We start from the raw sequence: 15974 nt of genomic DNA, 5'->3' as shown, positions 1-15974 counted from the left end.
GGGTAAATGCACATTTATAATGTGCTTAACGTGGTTTGCACCCGGTGTCAAGGCGGCATGAGATGGATTTCGGGGTTATCGTTAGGGCGAGAAGGATTATGCTTGACGGGTTCGTAAGAAGCCTGATATCGGCGTTACGCTTTGTCCTTATCAGAAAAAAAGAGGTAGATCCCATGGATAAACCATCGCTGTTCACACATGCCCCGGACATCGTCCCGGAACGTCTCACCAGGGGATTAAGCATTCCCGCCTTGGTGGATCTGATGGGCCGGACCTGTTTCGAGGCCCGCAATGTCCGTCGGGCGGCCGCGCTGTTTCAGCGCATGATCGACCAGGGGGACACCATCTGGCTGGGGATCGCCGGTGCCGGCATCGCCGGTGGAATGGGTGGCATGGTGATCTCGCTCATCGAGGCCGGATTCGTCAACGTGATCTGCTCCACCGGTGCCCAGGTCTACCACGACCTGCACTTCGCCTTCAGCCTGCCGGTCAAGTCGATCCATCCCAACTGGGACGACGATCAGCTGCGCCGCCACGGCGACACGCGCATCTACGACATCGGCATTCGCGAAAAGGAAACCCTCGAAGCCCAGGACGCCATCGTGCGCCGTTTCGTTAAGGAGCGCCATGACCGGCTCTCCCGGGGGCCGCTGGCCTCGTGGGAATTCAACTACCAGTTGGGATTGTGGGTTGCCGAAACCGCCCCCCACCCCGAGCTGAGTTTCACCGCCGCCGCGGCCCGCTGTGGGGTACCGATCTTTTGGGATTCGCTGGCCAACCACTCCATCGCCATGAACCTGGCGCGCACCGATCATGAAGGCCTGCCGGTGCAGTTGTCGCCCCAGCGGGACATCATCCACTCGGCGGCGATTGCCTTTGGCGCCGAACAGACCGGATTCGTGGAGCTGGGTGGCGGCGGTCCGAAGAACTTCATCCAGCAAACCGGTCCGACCATCAGCCAGATTCTGGGCATCGATTTCGAGGGCGCCGACCGTGGCATCCAGATCGGCACGGCCGTGGAGCGCGAGGGCAGCCTCTCCAGTTGTACCTTCGGCGAGGCGGTCACCTGGGGCAAGTACCAGCAGGCCGACGAGGCCAACCTGGTGCAGGTGTGGGGTGAGTACAGCATCATCTTCCCCTTGCTGGCCGCCTATGTGACCGATCTTTGCCAACCCCGGTCGCCGGCCGGCCTGTGCGACCGCATGCAAACGCTGGTGCAAAAACTGGAGCGACCCGATGACGCCCCACCCGGCCCCGTTTCTCGGCCTTTCCGACGACCAGTGCGACCTGTCCCGCGCCAAGGTGGTGGTGGTCCCTTACGGCTACGAGGGCGGCGTTTCCTACGGACGGGGCACTGCCGGGGCACCGGCCGACGTGATTGCGGCCTCCCACTACCTGGAGCTGTACGACGAAGTTCTGGATGATGAACCCTGCCGGGTGGGGATCGCCACCGTGGTCCAGCCGGAAATTCCCGATACCCCCGACGCCATGTTGGCCTCGCTGGAGGAGACGACGGCCGCCCTCCTGGATCAGGAGAAATTCGTGGTCGTGATCGGCGGCGACCACTCCATTACCACCGGCTATGTGCGCGCCCTGGCCAAACGTCACAACCATTTCGGCGTGCTTCAGCTGGACGCCCATGCGGACCTGCGCGACAGCTACGCGGGCAGCGCCCTAAGTCACGCCTGCACCATGGCGCGCATTCGCGAAATCACCGATCGGACGCTGCAGATCGGCATTCGCAGCATGTCGGTCGAAGAGGCCCGTCTGGCCAAGTCAACGGATCTCTCCCTGTGTACGATGCACCGCTATCGTCGGGGGCATTTCGACCTGGAAGCTGAACTGGCCCGGTTGCCGGAGAATCTTTTCATCACCGTTGACGTGGATGTGTTCGACTGGAGCGTGATCGCCAGCACCGGCACCCCGGAACCGGGCGGCATGCTCTGGGACGAAGCCATGGAGATCCTCGAAACGGTGTTCCACTCCAAAACGGTGATCGGATTCGACGTGGTCGAACTTTCGCACCGCGAAAGCGACCCCAACTCGGCCTTTGCCACGGCCAAATTGATCTATAAAATGATCGGCATGCGATTTATCGGGAGAGAAAAGGCGCCATGAAGATTTACCCGTTTCTTGAAACCCATGGCATTACCTACGAACGCTACGACCATCCACCGGTATTCACCTGCGCGGATGTCAACCGTCTAGTCCCCGACCTGCCCGGCCAGAAGACAAAAAATCTCTTCGTCTGCGACAACAAGGGCAAACGCCACTTTCTCGTCACCGTACCCGATGAGAAATCCGTGGATCTCAAATCGCTGGGTGAAGCCCTGGGCGCCAAACGGCTGCGCCTGGCCTCCGCCGACCGGCTGGCCCGGCATCTGAAGCTGGAACCCGGTTCGGTCACCCTTCTCGGCGCGATGAACGACATGGACGGCCAAGTGGGTGTTGTCATCGACCAGGCCATCTGGAATGCCGACGCGCTGCAATGCCACCCCCTGGTCAATACGGCGACCTTGGTGATTTCCCTTAAAGGCATCCGCGATTTCCTGGCCGCCACCGGCCACGTCCCCACGGTTCTGGATGTGCCGGCTCAGTGAGGCGCCATGGCGTCGTCCTGTAAGTTCTCCAGAGGCTTGACAATCCCATCATAGGGCCGGATATAAGTGAGGAAAAATCCCGAGATCAAGGCTTGCGAATCCCGAGAATACCGCTATCGCGGGTGCCGTAGGCAGCGTACTTTTTTTGCGTACGCCGCAGTGACGAGGGATGAAGCGTAAGCCGATATCGGGGTTTTTACAAATCCGTATGAAAGGAGCCTCCATGATCCACCATACATGCAGCCATCACGATGGGCCGGGTCTCCCCGCGGTGCGTCCCGTCGAAGGGCGGGAACGCCAACTGATCGAAGATCTGATCCAAGCCATGCACCGGCCGACGGCGGCGATCACCGAGATTGCCGTGGGCGCCCACTTCATCGGCGTTCGCGCCGAGGAAAACGGGAGTGTGTTTGCCGGATTGGCATCCACATTGGGTGCGGCCCCCTCGGCCGACGAGCGCGACCTGGCAGACCGATTGATCGGCAGCTCCCTGCTTACCGCGGCTCAATTGCTTCGTTCGTCCCAGGCCTTTTCCATCAGCCTGGGCGCCGCAGCCCTGAACACCGCCACCACAGCACCAGCCAACCCGCCGGATATCGAGGCATCGGCGATCATGGCCGAAAAAGGCCGCGACGGAGAGACGGTCCTGGTCGGCGAATTCCCCTTCGTGGAGCGTCTGCGGCAACAGGTGCAACGCCTGCATCTCTTCGAGCTGCGCGATGTTCCCGGGCGTACCGCACCGGCGCAATGGGATAAAACCCTAGGTCGCTGCAAGGTACTCGGCCTGACCGGCACTACCCTGCTCACCCGGGCCATGGCCGCATACCTGGAAAAGGCCCCCCAGGCCTATACGATCATCATCGGCCCCACCACCCCGCTTTCGCCGGTGCTTTTTGAATATGGCGCCGACGTCCTGGCGGGTTGCCGGGTGGTCACCGTGGCTCCGGTGTTCGACGGGATTCGTCAAGGCTTGTCGTTTCGCGCGTTCAAGAAACTGGGCGTCCAGTTCGTGGCCTGGGCGCGGGAAACGCCGGTTGCCTGATCGGACGCGTCCGCCGCTCAGAGCTTGTTTGAAAACCCTGGATTAGGGTTTTCAAGCAAGCTCTCAGGCCGAGCGATACTGTCCGATGGCATTCTTACCGGCCCCCTTGATGGCGAAAAGCGCCTGGTCGGCGGCGGCGATCAGGCGCTTCAGGTCGCTGGCATCCTCGGGGAAGGTCGCAATTCCGAAACTGGCCCTGAGTTGCACCACGACGCCTTTTTCCAGCTCATAGGCAGTGGTATTCATCGTGGACCGAATTTCCTGGGCTTTCGCCAACGCCGCTTGGGCGTTCATTCCCGGCAGAACCACCACGAACTCGTCGCCGGCATAGGCCACGGCATAGGCGGGTTCCGCCAGACAACGGTTGATCGTCTGGGCAACCTTCTGAATGGCCCGACTGCCGTTGAGGTGCCCGTGGGTATCGACGATGCGCTTGAAGTGATCCAGGTCCATGAAAATCAGGGAAAGCGGCGTGCCGTTGGCCTTGGCCCGTTCCGCCCAGGTGGCCAGGGAACCGTAGAGATAACGCTGGTTGTATAATCCGGTGAGACCATCCCGGAAGGCCTGTTCGCGGAAGCGGCGTTCACTCTCGCGCAGGGCCGCCTCGGCCCGCTTGCGTTGGGAGATATCAAGAAGCGCGATCGCCACCCGGGCCAGGGTCTCCTCATGGCCGGAGACAGCCAGGGATTTCCCCAAAACGATTTTTCGCTCGCCGCTGGTGGTGACGATGCTCGCCTCCCGTTCAACGGCGGTATTGCCATCGGCGGTCACCAGGATCACCTCACGGGCCATCTTCACGAAATCGTCCGCATGGGTGGGCAGGAACGCCCCCTTGGGACCGGCGCGATCGGCGATGCCCATCAGTTCCAAGAAGGCCTGGTTATAATCGACCGTCTTGATCAGCTCCCAGCAATGCCGGATCGCATCGGGATGTTGGGTCAGATAGTCGTCGAAATCGGTTACCCCCGAGGCCCGCAGCAGGTCCAGATGGGCTTTGAGCTGCGATACGTCCCACTCGATCAGGGCGATGGGGGCGGACTGAAACAGCTGGCGGTAGCGCTTTTCGCTATCTCGCAACGCCTCTTCGGTACGTTTCAGGTCGGTGGCATCTTCAACGATGGCCATGACCCCATCGATCGCCCCATCCTGGGTCGGTGCCGGGCTGAGATAGTAGCGCAGCCAAAACCCATTCCCCTGGCGATCGGCATGGGAATGCTCGACAGTAATCGGTCGCCGCAGGGTCATGCAGTGCTGGAGGTCCTCGGTCAGTCCCGCGTTGCCCATGGACGCATCATCGAACAGATTGGCAGACCTGGGGTCACCGTCCATCAACGGGCCCAACAGCGCCTGTCCCCTGCGGTTGATGCCGGTAACCCGACCCTGGGCGTCAATGGTGAAAATCCCCAATGGCGCCGCATCGCTCAGAAGCTGGTTGCGGGTCTCGATGGCGGCAAGCGCCGTCTCGGCCCGCTGGCAACGGGCCTCGAGGCCTTGCAATTCGTCGATTTGCCGGCGCAGGCGCTCATTTTCGGCCATCACCGTCTCTGTACACCTCGATTCTTTCTGCATGGATCTTCCTTTATCGCACAAGTCTTCCTTCATCACGTAAGACGTTTCGAGCTTTTTCATATTTCCGTCGGCTCGTATCGATGACTGCCAAAATGAATCAGGCGGAATTAAAATTATTTTCACTTTAGCAGACTTCTCTGAAAAACGGGAACGACATACACCATCCAATCGCATCAGAATCGTTCAAAAGCATCATAATCTCCTTTAATGACAGCCGAAACCGGTATGGCGGGTCGTATCTGAAGCATCATCTCAGGTTGGCACAAGAATTGATTCAGCACCACTAAGACCGGCAAGGAATGTCAGGCAATACTCCAGGTTTTAGGCTGTAATATTGCTGTATGGAAAAGGCAACCAAAACTCAATTTAAGGACTCGTCTGAAACAAAGAGTCCCCGATATACAATCCCATGAAGTAACGAAGCACCTAACTGCGAAGTAAAAGGTAGGAGGCCTTACAACACAATGTTTCAAAAATTCACTCTTAAATTCAAGCTCCTGATCGCTTTTCTAAGTGTCGGAATCATTCCTTTTGCCTTAATGGCCATCGTGGCCTTGAACAAGGCAAACTCGGCCCTTCACGACCAGGCCTTTGCCCAGATACGAAGCATGCGCGACATAAAGAAAGGGCAGGTCTTGGGCTACCTGCAGACCATTGAAAATCAGGCGCTCACCTTTTCGGAAAACCGTATGATCGTCTCCGCCATGGATGGCTTCTCCAAGGCCTTCAAAACGTTTGTGGATGAAAACGCGCTGAACGATCAGAATGTAGACGCGCTACGCAATAAGCTCGCGACCTATTACCACCAGGATTTTAGCACCGCATACCAGAAACAGAACAACGGACAATCGCCCACGGTCGACACCATTGTCGGACAACTCGACAGCCGTACAGTGGCCCTTCAGTACCACTATATCAAGGCGAATCCCCACCCCCTGGGCACCAAGGATGCCTTGGATCGTGCGGATGATCAATCCCGGTACAGTCAGCTCCATGCGCAGTACCATCCGATCATCCGAAATTATTTAAAAAAATTCGGTTACTACGATATCTTCCTGGTAGACCCAAATACAGGCAAAATTGTCTACTCGGTGTTCAAGGAGCTTGATTTTGCAACTTCATTGACCGACGGGCCCTATGCCGGCACCAATTTTGCCGAGGCCTTCCGTCAGGCCAATGCCGCCAGCTCCGCCAATGCGGTCATCCTCACCGATTTCAAGCCCTATTTCCCTTCCTATGAAGCGCCGGCCGGCTTCGTGGCATCGCCAATATTCAGCGAGGGACGCAAGATCGGCATCCTGATGTTTCAGTTTCCCATCGATAATCTGAAAAAGATCATGCAGGAACGGGCTGGCATGGGCACAAGCGGCGAAACCTATCTGGTGGGCCACGATCTGCTGATGCGATCGGATTCCTATTTAGATCCGGAACATCATTCCGTTGTCGCATCATTCCGCCATCCGGATAAAGGGAAGGTAGACACCGAAGCCAGCCGGGCTGCTTGGCAGGAAAGACCGAAGAGAAAATCGTCATCGACTACAACGGCAACCCGGTTCTCTCCGCTTACACACCACTGGAATTCGAAGGCCTGGACTGGGCGCTGTTGGCCGAAATCGACGAGGCCGAGGCTTTTGCCGCGGTCAAATCCCTTCAATGGGGGGCCCTCATCGTCGCTGCCATCGGCATTGCCGCCATCGTGGTGGTCGCTTTGCTGATAACGCGGTCCATCGTCGGGCCGGTGCAGAAAGTGGTCGCCAACCTCACTGAATTGGCCGAGGGCGAGGGGGACCTGACCACCCGTTTGCCAGTTGCCAGCCGGGATGAAATCGGTGACCTGGCCCAACGCTTCAATGAATTTATGGACAAATTGCATGCCATGATCAAGAATATCACCAAAGGCGTACAGACCTTGTCCTCCTCTTCCACGGAATTGTCGGCGATCTCCCAACAGATGTCGGCCAGCGCCGAGCAAACATTGGGGATGTCCGAAACGGTGGCCACGGCAACAGAGGAGATGAGTGTCAATATGAGCTCGGTGTCCGCTGCCATGGAGCAGTCCAGTACCAACAGCGGGATGGTGGCGGCGGCCGAAGAGATGACCGCCACCATCAACGAGATCGCTAAAAACGCTGAAAAAGCCAGGGCGATTTCCGATCAGGCGGTTTCCCAGACCAAAGACGCCGGGCAGCGGATGACGACCTTGGGCAGGTCGGCCCAAAGCATCGGAAAAGTCACCGAGACCATCACCGAGATTTCTGAACAGACCAATTTGCTGGCCCTTAATGCAACCATTGAAGCGGCCCGGGCAGGCGAGGCTGGAAAAGGTTTTGCCGTGGTCGCCAACGAGATCAAGGAGTTGGCCAAACAGACGTCCGAGGCCACGTTGCACATCAAAGGACAAATCGAGGATATCCAAGGCTCCACCAATGGCACGATCGAGTCCATCAATCAGATCGGCAAGGTGATTGACACCGTCAATGAAATCGTTGCCACCATTGCGACCGCTGTGGAAGAACAATCCTCCGCCACCAAGGAAATCGCCGAAAACATTGCGCAAATCTCAGAGGGTGTCGGCGAAGTCAATGAAAACGTCGCCCAGAGTTCAGGCGTAGCGGGTGAAATCACACAATCCATCAGCGAGGTCAATCAGTCCACCGGCGAAATTGCCAACAGCAGTTCACAGGTTCGCCTGAGTGCCGAAGGACTCTCCCAACTAGCCGAAAAGCTCAACGATATGGTTGGACGGTTTAAAATATAAAAAAGGAAGGGAAATGGCATGAAACGCTTCTTATGCGGGGGAATCATCTGCCTCTGGCTGGGCATGCCCTTTGTGGCGCATGCCCTGACGGCTCAGGAAATCCTGCTGCTCAAGCAGAACGGGGTCAGCGAGAAAACCATCCAGATGATGCTGCAAAGCGAAATTGCGGCCGCCCGCGCCCAAACGGCAACCGAACAGGCCATGGGAACCCGGACGATCACGCGTCCCAACGGGCAGCCGGCGATTGTCTACTCCACCGGCAACGCATCCCACGAGACCGCCACCGAAAGGGAACGCCACAAAGAGCAGCAGGCCTGGGAGATGCTGCGTCACATCATCGTGGACACCCGTGGGGAAACCGCTGCATCGCAGTCCCAATAGCCTGAAACCGCCTTGCCCTTGCTGGGTTATCCAGGGGCCCGGGCCATCATCTGTTTCAACCGTCCTTCAAACCGGGCGAGTTCGTCGGATAGCCGCTGCGTCAGGCCAGCGGCCGCGTCGATGTGCCCCTGCCCTCCCATTTGCTCGATTTGCAAGGCCGTGGCGGCCGCGTCCTCAATCTGAAAATTACGAGCCATTCCCTTGAGGGCATGGGCGGTCCGACGGAGCAGATCGCCATCCTGACGGGCAATCGCCTGGGCGAGGGTTTCCAGCATGGGCGGATAATCGCTGAGGAACATCCCGGCCACATCCTTGAAAAAAGCGCCGTCATTGTTGAATGCCGCCATCAGCCCGGCCAGTTCGTCGTCAAGGGCTGTTTCGCCGCCGTCCGCCACCGGCAGGCGCATCGGATCCGCGCCCACCATGGAAGGCAACAGCCGGGCAATGGCCTTGTGCAGGCTGGCGGAAGCGATGGGTTTGGGAACGTAATCGTCCATGCCGGCATCAAGACAGCGTTCCCGGTCGCCTTTCATGGCGTGGGCGGTCATGGCGATGATGGGGATATGCCCCCCGCCTTTTTCCCGCTCCAAGTCGCGGATTCTCGCCGTGGCGCTAAGGCCATCCATCTCCGGCATCTGGACATCCATCAGAATCAGGTCGAACCGCTTATGGGACCAGGCCTCTATGGCCAAGCGGCCGTTCGCAACGACGGTGGTTCGGCAGCGCCAGTTGTCCAGCAGCCGGCGGATGTATTTCTGGTTGAACGGCGTATCCTCGGCGACGAGGATATCCAGCGGTGGCAGGGTGGTCCGAGCATCGGTGCTTTTGATCTCGCGCCACGTCGCCATGGGCATGTTCTCTTCGGAAAGAGCCTTGATGACCGCATCCAGAAGATCCGACGGACGAACCGGTTTGGTGACCACGTTGGCGATACCTTCCCGCTGAAAGCGATCCGCCGTTTTGGCCGTGGTGGTGGTCAGCATCAGGGTGATCCGCGCCCCCTCACCCGCCTGGCGGTGAAGGTGGCGGATCAAGGCAAGCGCGCCCTCCTGATCCAGATCGGAATCGATCAACGCCAGATCGATCGTCTCGCCTTGCTGGCGCAGTTGGTCGATCAGCTCCCGTCCCTCTTCGGCAGACGTGGCCGCTTTGGCCGTGATCTTCCAGCTGGACAGCATTTCACACAGAATCTTCAGGTTGGTGGCGTTGTCGTCAACGACCAGGGCCTGCATGCGGCTCAAATCGATATCCGCCGGCAAATGGTGATCTTCCGGTTGGCTGGAATCGACGTCAAAGGCCATGGTAAAATGAAAAACACTGCCTTCGCCCAGGGTGCTCTTCACCCAAATCCGCCCGCCCATCAGGTTGACCAGCTGGGCACTGACCGCCAGTCCCAGGCCGGTACCGCCATATCTCCGGCTGGTGCTGCCGTCGGCCTGGCTGAAGGCCTCAAAGATCATGACCTGTTTTCCGGTGGGAATGCCCGCGCCGGTATCACGAACGGCCACATGCAGGACCAGCCGGTCATCCGCCAGCGATTCGCACTGGGCGAAAACGACGATTTCACCGGCATCGGTGAATTTGACGGCGTTGCCGATCAGGTTGAGCAGAACCTGACGGAACCGATGGTGGTCGCCCACCAACCGGTCGGGGACGTCCGGTGCCACCCGGTAGGCCAGCTCCAGCCGCTTTTCGTGGGCCCGAACCGCCAAAATTTTGAGGGCTTCGCCGAGAAAATCCCGCAGATTGAAGGGAGAGCGCTCCAGCTCCAATCTGCCGGCTTCGATCTTGGAAAAATCAAGGATGTCATTGATTACCGACAAAAGCGCGTACGCGGCCGACTGCACCACCTTGAGGTCTTCCCGCTGCTCCTGGGACAACTGCGAGGCCAGGAGCAGTTCGACCAATCCGATAATGGCGTTGAGCGGCGTGCGGATCTCGTGGCTCATATTGGCCAGGAATTCACTCTTCGAGCGGCTGGCCGCCTCGGCCGCCATCTTCTCCTGCTTCAAGGCATCGGCCTGCCGTCGGCGGGTCACATCCCGCAGGATGCCCCGGTAGCCTCGCAAGTTGCCGTCGGCGGAGGTAATCGGCGAGATCGACGTTTCCACCCAGCGCCGGGCGCCATCATGGCGAACGATCACGAACCCCAGGTCCTTGATGGCCCGCCCCGTGCGTCGAACGTTCTGAAAAGCACCAAATACCCGCTCCGTTTCCGCGGGTGTCAGCAGGCGGCCATAATCCTGCAGGGCCAATTGTTCCGCGGCATATCCGGTGATGTTGCGGAAGGCGTCGTTGAAGGCCGTCAATTTGCCGTATATATCGATTTCGAAATAGCCGTCCTCGATATTGGCGATGATCGTGCGGTGTTTTTCCTCGCTGCCGGCCAGGGCTTCGTTGAGGGCTTGCCGTTGGCGCAGGATGTGGCCCACTTGGGAGCCGAAAATCATGAAAAAGCACAACACCAGCAACCGGCTGAGAAGCTCGTTGTAGCCGGGGTTGAAGAACGCGCCCAAGAAGGTGCCTTCCTCGGCGGTAAGCCAGAACAGGATGGATTCAAAAACCCAGTAGACGCAGACCACGCCCAGGCCCATCAGCAGGACACGATCGGACAGGCGGGCGACGCTGAAATGATTCCGGAGATTAAGCAGCCGATGGACGATGTTCCGGGAAGGTTTTGGAAAGGCGTGGTCCGCCATCGTGTCGGCCCTTTCTTTTATAACGGTCTGATCACCCATCGACGGAAGTCACTGTAATCTGATTCAATGTGATTTACGTCAATGCGGTCTATTTGCCGTCAAGCGTCTCTCTGATTTTCTCGGCAAGCTGACTCAAGTTGTAGGGCTTCTGGATAAAACCTTCACAGCCTTTCTTCAAAAGGGTTTCCGCCTGTCCTTCGATGCTGTAGCCCGAGGAGAGAATCACGCGGACGTTGGGCTGAAGGGCCTTCACCCGGTCATAGACCAGCTCTCCGCTGAGGTCCGGCATGATCAGGTCCAGAATGATCAGATCAATGCGGTCCTTGTTGGCCTCGAATACCTTCAGGGCCTCCTTTCCGCCGTTGGCCAGCATGACGGTATAGCCGAGTTCGCTGAGCATGGCCTGGTCAGCCCTGAGAATATATTCCTCATCGTCCACCACCAGGATGGTTCCCGATCCTTTTTTCAGGGTTTGTTCCGTCGCGCCCGCTGGCGGCGCCACCGCGTCCTTGGGTTTTTGCAGAATCCGGGCCGCCGGCAGGTAGACGAAAAAGGTCGTCCCGTACCCCAATCGGCTCTCCACGGTGATGATGCCCCGGTGTTTTTTGATGATGCCGAATACCGATGCCAAGCCCAACCCGGTTCCCTCGCCCATGTGCCGGGTGGTGTAGAACGGTTCGAAAATACGCTCAACAGTCTTCTCATCCATACCGGCACCGTTATCGGCCACGGCGATGCATTGGTACTGTCCGGGAGAAAGATGATAGGGTTTGACAAACATCTCGTCCAGGGCCACGGTGGTGGTGCTCACCGTCAACAGGCCGCCTTTGGACATGGCATGCCAGGCATTCACGAAAAGATCCATCAAGACGAGTTCGATCTGGGAGGCATCCACCTCGGCCATGACGGAATCTTCCGCCAGATGGGAAACCACGTTGATTTCCTTGCGCGTCCGCGCGAACATGCCGACCGACTTTTCAATGATACCGTTGAGGTCGACCATCTCCATGGAATACTGCCCACCCTTGGCGAAGCTGAGCAACTGACGGGTCAGCTTCGCTCCGCTGTCGATGCAGCGTTCGATGCCGGCCAGTTCATCATAGCCGGGATCACCGGTTTTCTTGTCCTGAATCAGGATGGAAACGTTGCCCTGGATGCCCATCAAGAGGTTGTTGAAGTTGTGCGCGATGCCGCCGGCCAGGTTGCCGATGGCATCCATGCGCCGCATATGCTGCAGTTGATACTCCAGATCGCGCTGGGCGGTCACGTCGGTAATCAGCAGAATCGTGGTGTCGGATTCCCCCTTGACGGGAAAGCTGCGGACCACGATCTGGCGGCCGTTGAGTTCCAGCGGCCGGTCCAGGCCGACGGCGGAGGTCTTGGTGCGGCCCTGTACCAAGGCATCGATATGCTCCCGGTAATTTTCCGCGAACAACTCCCCGAGACGGGCGGACAGCAAATGCTGTAGCGGGACGCCAAACAGATTGACGGCGGCAGAGTTGGCATAAACCACCTGCCCGGTATACATCTCGACGATCCCCTCGTTCATGCTCTCCAGGATGGTTTCCAGATGACGATTCCGGCCCAAAAGCTCCTTGGTCATGCGGCGGGCAAAAACGGGAATGCCGTCCATCGAGGCGATTCCCAGGATTTCGTGTTCGGCGATCGACCTTGACGGATCCGCCGAGTCATTGATGGCCGCCAGCACATGCTTGCCCATCTGGCCGAAAGGACCTTTGGCAATGCAGGCATTCACGCCGATCTTCCTGAAATCCAGATCCATCTCGGCAATGGCGGCGGAGATGATGACCAAATAGCAGTGCTTCATGTGCTCCATGGTACGGATGATCTGACACAATCGGTCGCCACCAATCTTGGGAATGATCAGATCGACAAAAACGATATCCGGCTGGTAGGCGGTCAGAAGGCTCAAGGCGGCAAGACCGTCTTCGCAGGTTTTCACCTCATGCCCCCCGGCCTCTATCAGATTGGAGAGGAATTTAAGGATCATCCGGTTGTCGTCGACCACCAGGACCTTCTTTTGCATGGGAATACGGGCCTCCAAGGTTGCCATCAAGGGCATGTCCGTCAATCAAGCCAGGTTACCGGATGCCGGATCGGATGGGTGATGATAGGTTTCTTAAGACGATGTGATTATGCACAGGCGATCCGTGACGGTCAAGCAAATTGTGGGCCTCCAGGCTTGCCTATCCTGGTGATTTTAATTGACACTTCTTGTTTCAGTGCATAGATAATAATCATTCGCTCAGCAAGCGAACGAAACCCTTCAGCCTGAACAGACGCGCCGACACCGATTGCCCATGCAACCCTTTCCGGTTGCTATCACCCCCCACAAAGAGAGTGACGGATCCCATGTATTATGAAGACACACTCGACACCTCCCGTCAGTATCTGCGCCTGGCCCTGGAACGACTCGGTAAATACGGACTCCCCACGGATCCCTTGAACTATTGTGTCTGGTACGAATATGCATCCGGCAGGAACGAAGCCCTCAACGCCTGCCTCGATGCCCATGTGGAGGGAAACGGCCATTTCTCCGCAGACATGCTTCGCCAGCTCTACAACCAGCATATCATCGGTCACACGGAAGCCGTCAGTAATCGGGTGCGGGAAGAACTGAAAAAAGTATTCGCCGAAATCATCGGCGCCATTAAAACCACCCGACAGAATTTTTCCACATCGGAGAACAATCTGGAAAGCATCAACGACGCCTTGGTCCCTCATCTTCCCGAAGCCGACGTGGAAAATCTTGTCAATCGGATCAAGGATGAAATCAAGTGCCTGGAATCCTCCAGCAGCGCCTTTCGGGAGCAGCTTCAGCAAGCCACGCGCGAGATCGATCAATTGAAGCTCAAGATGGCCCGCTACCGCAAGGAAGCACTCAAGGACCCCCTGACCCGCATCGCCAACCGCCGGGGTTTCACCGATGCGCTGAAGCTGGCCATCCAGAAGAGCGAGGCAAGCAAGTCGGCATTGTGTCTGATCATCGCCGATATCGACCATTTCAAAAAGATCAACGACACCCATGGCCACCTGGTGGGGGACAATGTCCTGCGTATGGTTGCCGCCACGATCAAGGAATCCGTCAAGGGCCGGGACCTGGTCGCCCGCATCGGCGGCGAGGAGTTCGCCGTCCTACTGCCCGATACGCCGCTGGAAGGAGCCGTCAAACTGGGGGAAAACATGCGGCGCACCTTCAACGAACTGGATCTGAAAAAGAAAAACAGCGGTGAAAGCCTGGGGCAGGTCACGCTCTCCTTCGGAGTCACCCTGTATCAACCCGATGAAACCGCAGAGGCGTTTATCCAGCGCGCCGACAAGGCCTTGTATGCGTCCAAGGAGAACGGCCGCAATCGCGTCACCTGTTTCTAAACGCTGCTAACCGGCAAAAGGAGGTTTGTCATGCGCCACCCACTACTCGACCAGTTGGCCAAAGAAATCGAGACGCTGAAATCAACCGGCCTCTTCAAGGACGAACGGGTGATCACCTCCGCCCAGCAGGCCGCCATCACCGTGCAGGACGGCCGCAGCGTGATCAATTTCTGCGCCAATAACTACTTGGGACTGGCCAACCACCCGCAGTTGGTGAAGGCCGCCCAGGCTGCCCTGGCGGACTATGGTTTCGGCATGTCCTCGGTGCGTTTCATCTGCGGTACCCAGAGGATCCACAAAGTCCTGGAGGATCGCCTCAGCCGCTTTCTGGGGACCGAGGACACAATCCTCTACAGCTCCTGCTTCGACGCCAACGGCGGACTCTTCGAGGCCCTGCTCGGCGAAAACGATGCGGTCATCAGCGATGCCCTGAACCATGCCAGCATCATCGACGGGATCCGCCTGAGCAAGGCCAGGCGGTTGCGCTATGCCAACAACGACATGGCCGACCTCGAACAACAGCTCAAGGCGGCGGCCGACTGCCGCTACCGCCTCATCGCCACCGATGGGGTCTTCTCCATGGACGGCATCATCGCCAATCTGAAAGGCATCTGCGATCTGGCCCAACGCTACGATGCCCTGGTGATGGTGGACGACTCCCACGCGGTGGGGTTCATCGGTGAAAAGGGCCGGGGGACACCGGAGTACTGCGGAGTGGCCGACCGGGTGGACATTGTCACCGGCACCCTGGGAAAAGCCCTGGGCGGCGCCTCGGGCGGCTACACCGCCGGTCGGCGGGAGATCATCGCCTGGCTGCGCCAACGCTCGCGACCGTACCTGTTTTCCAACACCCTGGCACCGGTGATCACCGCCACGGCCATCGCCGTGCTGGATCTTCTGGAAGACAGTTCGGCCCTGTTGGATCGACTCCGGGAGAACAGCCGCTATTTCAGGGAGAAGCTGCAGGCGGCCGGATTCAACCTGGTACCCGGCCACCACCCGATCATCCCGGTAATGCTCGGCGATGCCCGCCTGGCCCAGGAAATGGCCGCCTGTTTGCTGGATGAAGGCATTTACGTGGTGGGCTTCAGCTTTCCCGTGGTGCCCCAGGGCGCGGCCCGTATCCGCACCCAAATCTCCGCGGCCCATACCCGGGAGCATCTGGACCGGGCCATCGCGGCCTTCATCAAGGTCGGCCGAGAATTGAACGTCATCCCCTGACGCCCCAAAGCGAGGTGCGCGAATGGAAACCATGCAAGCCATCGTCAAATTGAAGCCCGAGCCGGGCATCTGGATGGGCGAGGTCCCCTTTCCCAGCGTCGGCCATAATGACGTGCTGATCAAAATCATCAAGACCGCGATCTGCGGAACGGACATCCACATTTACAACTGGGACGCCTGGTCCCAACGCACCATTCCCACGCCCATGGCCATCGGCCACGAATTCGTCGGCATCATCACCGACATGGGCAGCGAGGTCAGGGGGCTCAAGGTCGGAGACCGCGTCTCGGCGGAAGGCCACATCACCTGCG

Annotated in this window: 13 protein-coding genes; 10 read left to right on the top strand and 3 right to left on the bottom strand. The window is 58.5% G+C overall.

What is annotated here, in order from left to right; genetic code table 11:
- The first annotated feature begins 173 nt into the window (after positions 1-173).
- The 4 genes from JCM12296_RS14360 to JCM12296_RS14345 all read left to right on the top strand — a co-directional run bounded on the left by JCM12296_RS14360 (position 174) and on the right by JCM12296_RS14345 (position 3642).
- Positions 174-1424 carry a deoxyhypusine synthase family protein gene (locus tag JCM12296_RS14360; protein ID WP_054694286.1) on the top strand — a complete coding sequence of 417 codons (1251 nt, stop codon included), beginning with the start codon at positions 174-176 and terminating at the stop codon, positions 1422-1424.
- Positions 1306-2118 (top strand): agmatinase, encoded by an 813-nt coding sequence (speB, locus tag JCM12296_RS14355; protein WP_246804321.1) that lies wholly within the window; start codon positions 1306-1308, stop codon positions 2116-2118. The genes JCM12296_RS14360 and speB overlap by 119 nt, the downstream gene beginning before the upstream one ends.
- Positions 2115-2600, top strand: coding sequence for a prolyl-tRNA synthetase associated domain-containing protein (locus JCM12296_RS14350; RefSeq protein ID WP_054694282.1), 486 nt, complete (start codon positions 2115-2117; stop codon positions 2598-2600). Before speB ends, JCM12296_RS14350 begins: the two co-directional genes overlap by 4 nt.
- Before the next feature lie 223 nt (positions 2601-2823).
- Positions 2824-3642, top strand: a complete 819-nt coding sequence (locus tag JCM12296_RS14345) for a Rossmann-like domain-containing protein (RefSeq protein WP_054694280.1) — start codon at positions 2824-2826, stop codon at positions 3640-3642.
- Positions 3643-3705: 63 nt separating this feature from the next.
- On the opposite strand, the gene JCM12296_RS14340 is transcribed toward JCM12296_RS14345, so the two are convergent.
- Positions 3706-5211, bottom strand: coding sequence for a sensor domain-containing diguanylate cyclase (locus JCM12296_RS14340; RefSeq protein ID WP_172683906.1), 1506 nt, complete (start codon positions 5209-5211; stop codon positions 3706-3708).
- Between the two features lie 464 nt (positions 5212-5675).
- Between JCM12296_RS14340 and JCM12296_RS44510 the strand changes: the two genes are divergently transcribed.
- Genes JCM12296_RS44510 through JCM12296_RS14325 form a run of 3 tightly spaced genes read left to right on the top strand, consistent with a single transcriptional unit; the run spans position 5676 to position 8350 of the window.
- Positions 5676-6926: a hypothetical protein gene (locus tag JCM12296_RS44510; protein WP_054694274.1), complete on the top strand. Its 1251-nt coding sequence runs from the start codon at positions 5676-5678 to the stop codon at positions 6924-6926.
- Positions 6908-7969, top strand: coding sequence for a methyl-accepting chemotaxis protein (locus JCM12296_RS14330; protein WP_306304027.1), 1062 nt, complete (start codon positions 6908-6910; stop codon positions 7967-7969). Before JCM12296_RS44510 ends, JCM12296_RS14330 begins: the two co-directional genes overlap by 19 nt.
- Positions 7970-7987: 18 nt before the next feature.
- Entirely contained in the window at positions 7988-8350 is a 363-nt protein-coding gene (locus tag JCM12296_RS14325; RefSeq protein ID WP_054694268.1) for a hypothetical protein, read from the top strand.
- Between the two features lie 26 nt (positions 8351-8376).
- Here the strand turns inward: JCM12296_RS14325 and JCM12296_RS14320 are convergent, their stop codons facing one another.
- A complete protein-coding gene (locus JCM12296_RS14320) occupies positions 8377-11049 on the bottom strand; it encodes a response regulator (RefSeq protein WP_172683905.1) in 2673 nt (890 codons plus the stop codon).
- An 88-nt stretch (positions 11050-11137) separates the two neighbouring features.
- Entirely contained in the window at positions 11138-13096 is a 1959-nt protein-coding gene (locus JCM12296_RS14315) for an ATP-binding response regulator (RefSeq protein ID WP_218188090.1), read from the bottom strand.
- Positions 13097-13422: 326 nt separating this feature from the next.
- Between JCM12296_RS14315 and JCM12296_RS14310 the strand changes: the two genes are divergently transcribed.
- The 3 genes from JCM12296_RS14310 to JCM12296_RS14300 all read left to right on the top strand — a co-directional run.
- Positions 13423-14442, top strand: coding sequence for a GGDEF domain-containing protein (locus JCM12296_RS14310; protein ID WP_054694258.1), 1020 nt, complete (start codon positions 13423-13425; stop codon positions 14440-14442).
- A gap of 30 nt (positions 14443-14472) precedes the next feature.
- Entirely contained in the window at positions 14473-15663 is a 1191-nt protein-coding gene (locus JCM12296_RS14305; protein ID WP_054694255.1) for a glycine C-acetyltransferase, read from the top strand.
- A 22-nt stretch (positions 15664-15685) separates the two neighbouring features.
- Positions 15686-15974 (top strand): alcohol dehydrogenase catalytic domain-containing protein (locus JCM12296_RS14300; RefSeq protein WP_246804315.1); only part of this gene is annotated, 289 nt, incomplete at its 3' end.

This window comes from Desulfosarcina cetonica JCM 12296, assembly GCF_001311845.1.
In the GTDB taxonomy this organism is placed as follows: Bacteria; Desulfobacterota; Desulfobacteria; order Desulfobacterales; family Desulfosarcinaceae; genus Desulfosarcina; species Desulfosarcina cetonica.
The sequence above is the reverse complement of the archived record's forward strand: the minus strand, read 5'-3'. Positions and strand labels throughout refer to the sequence as shown.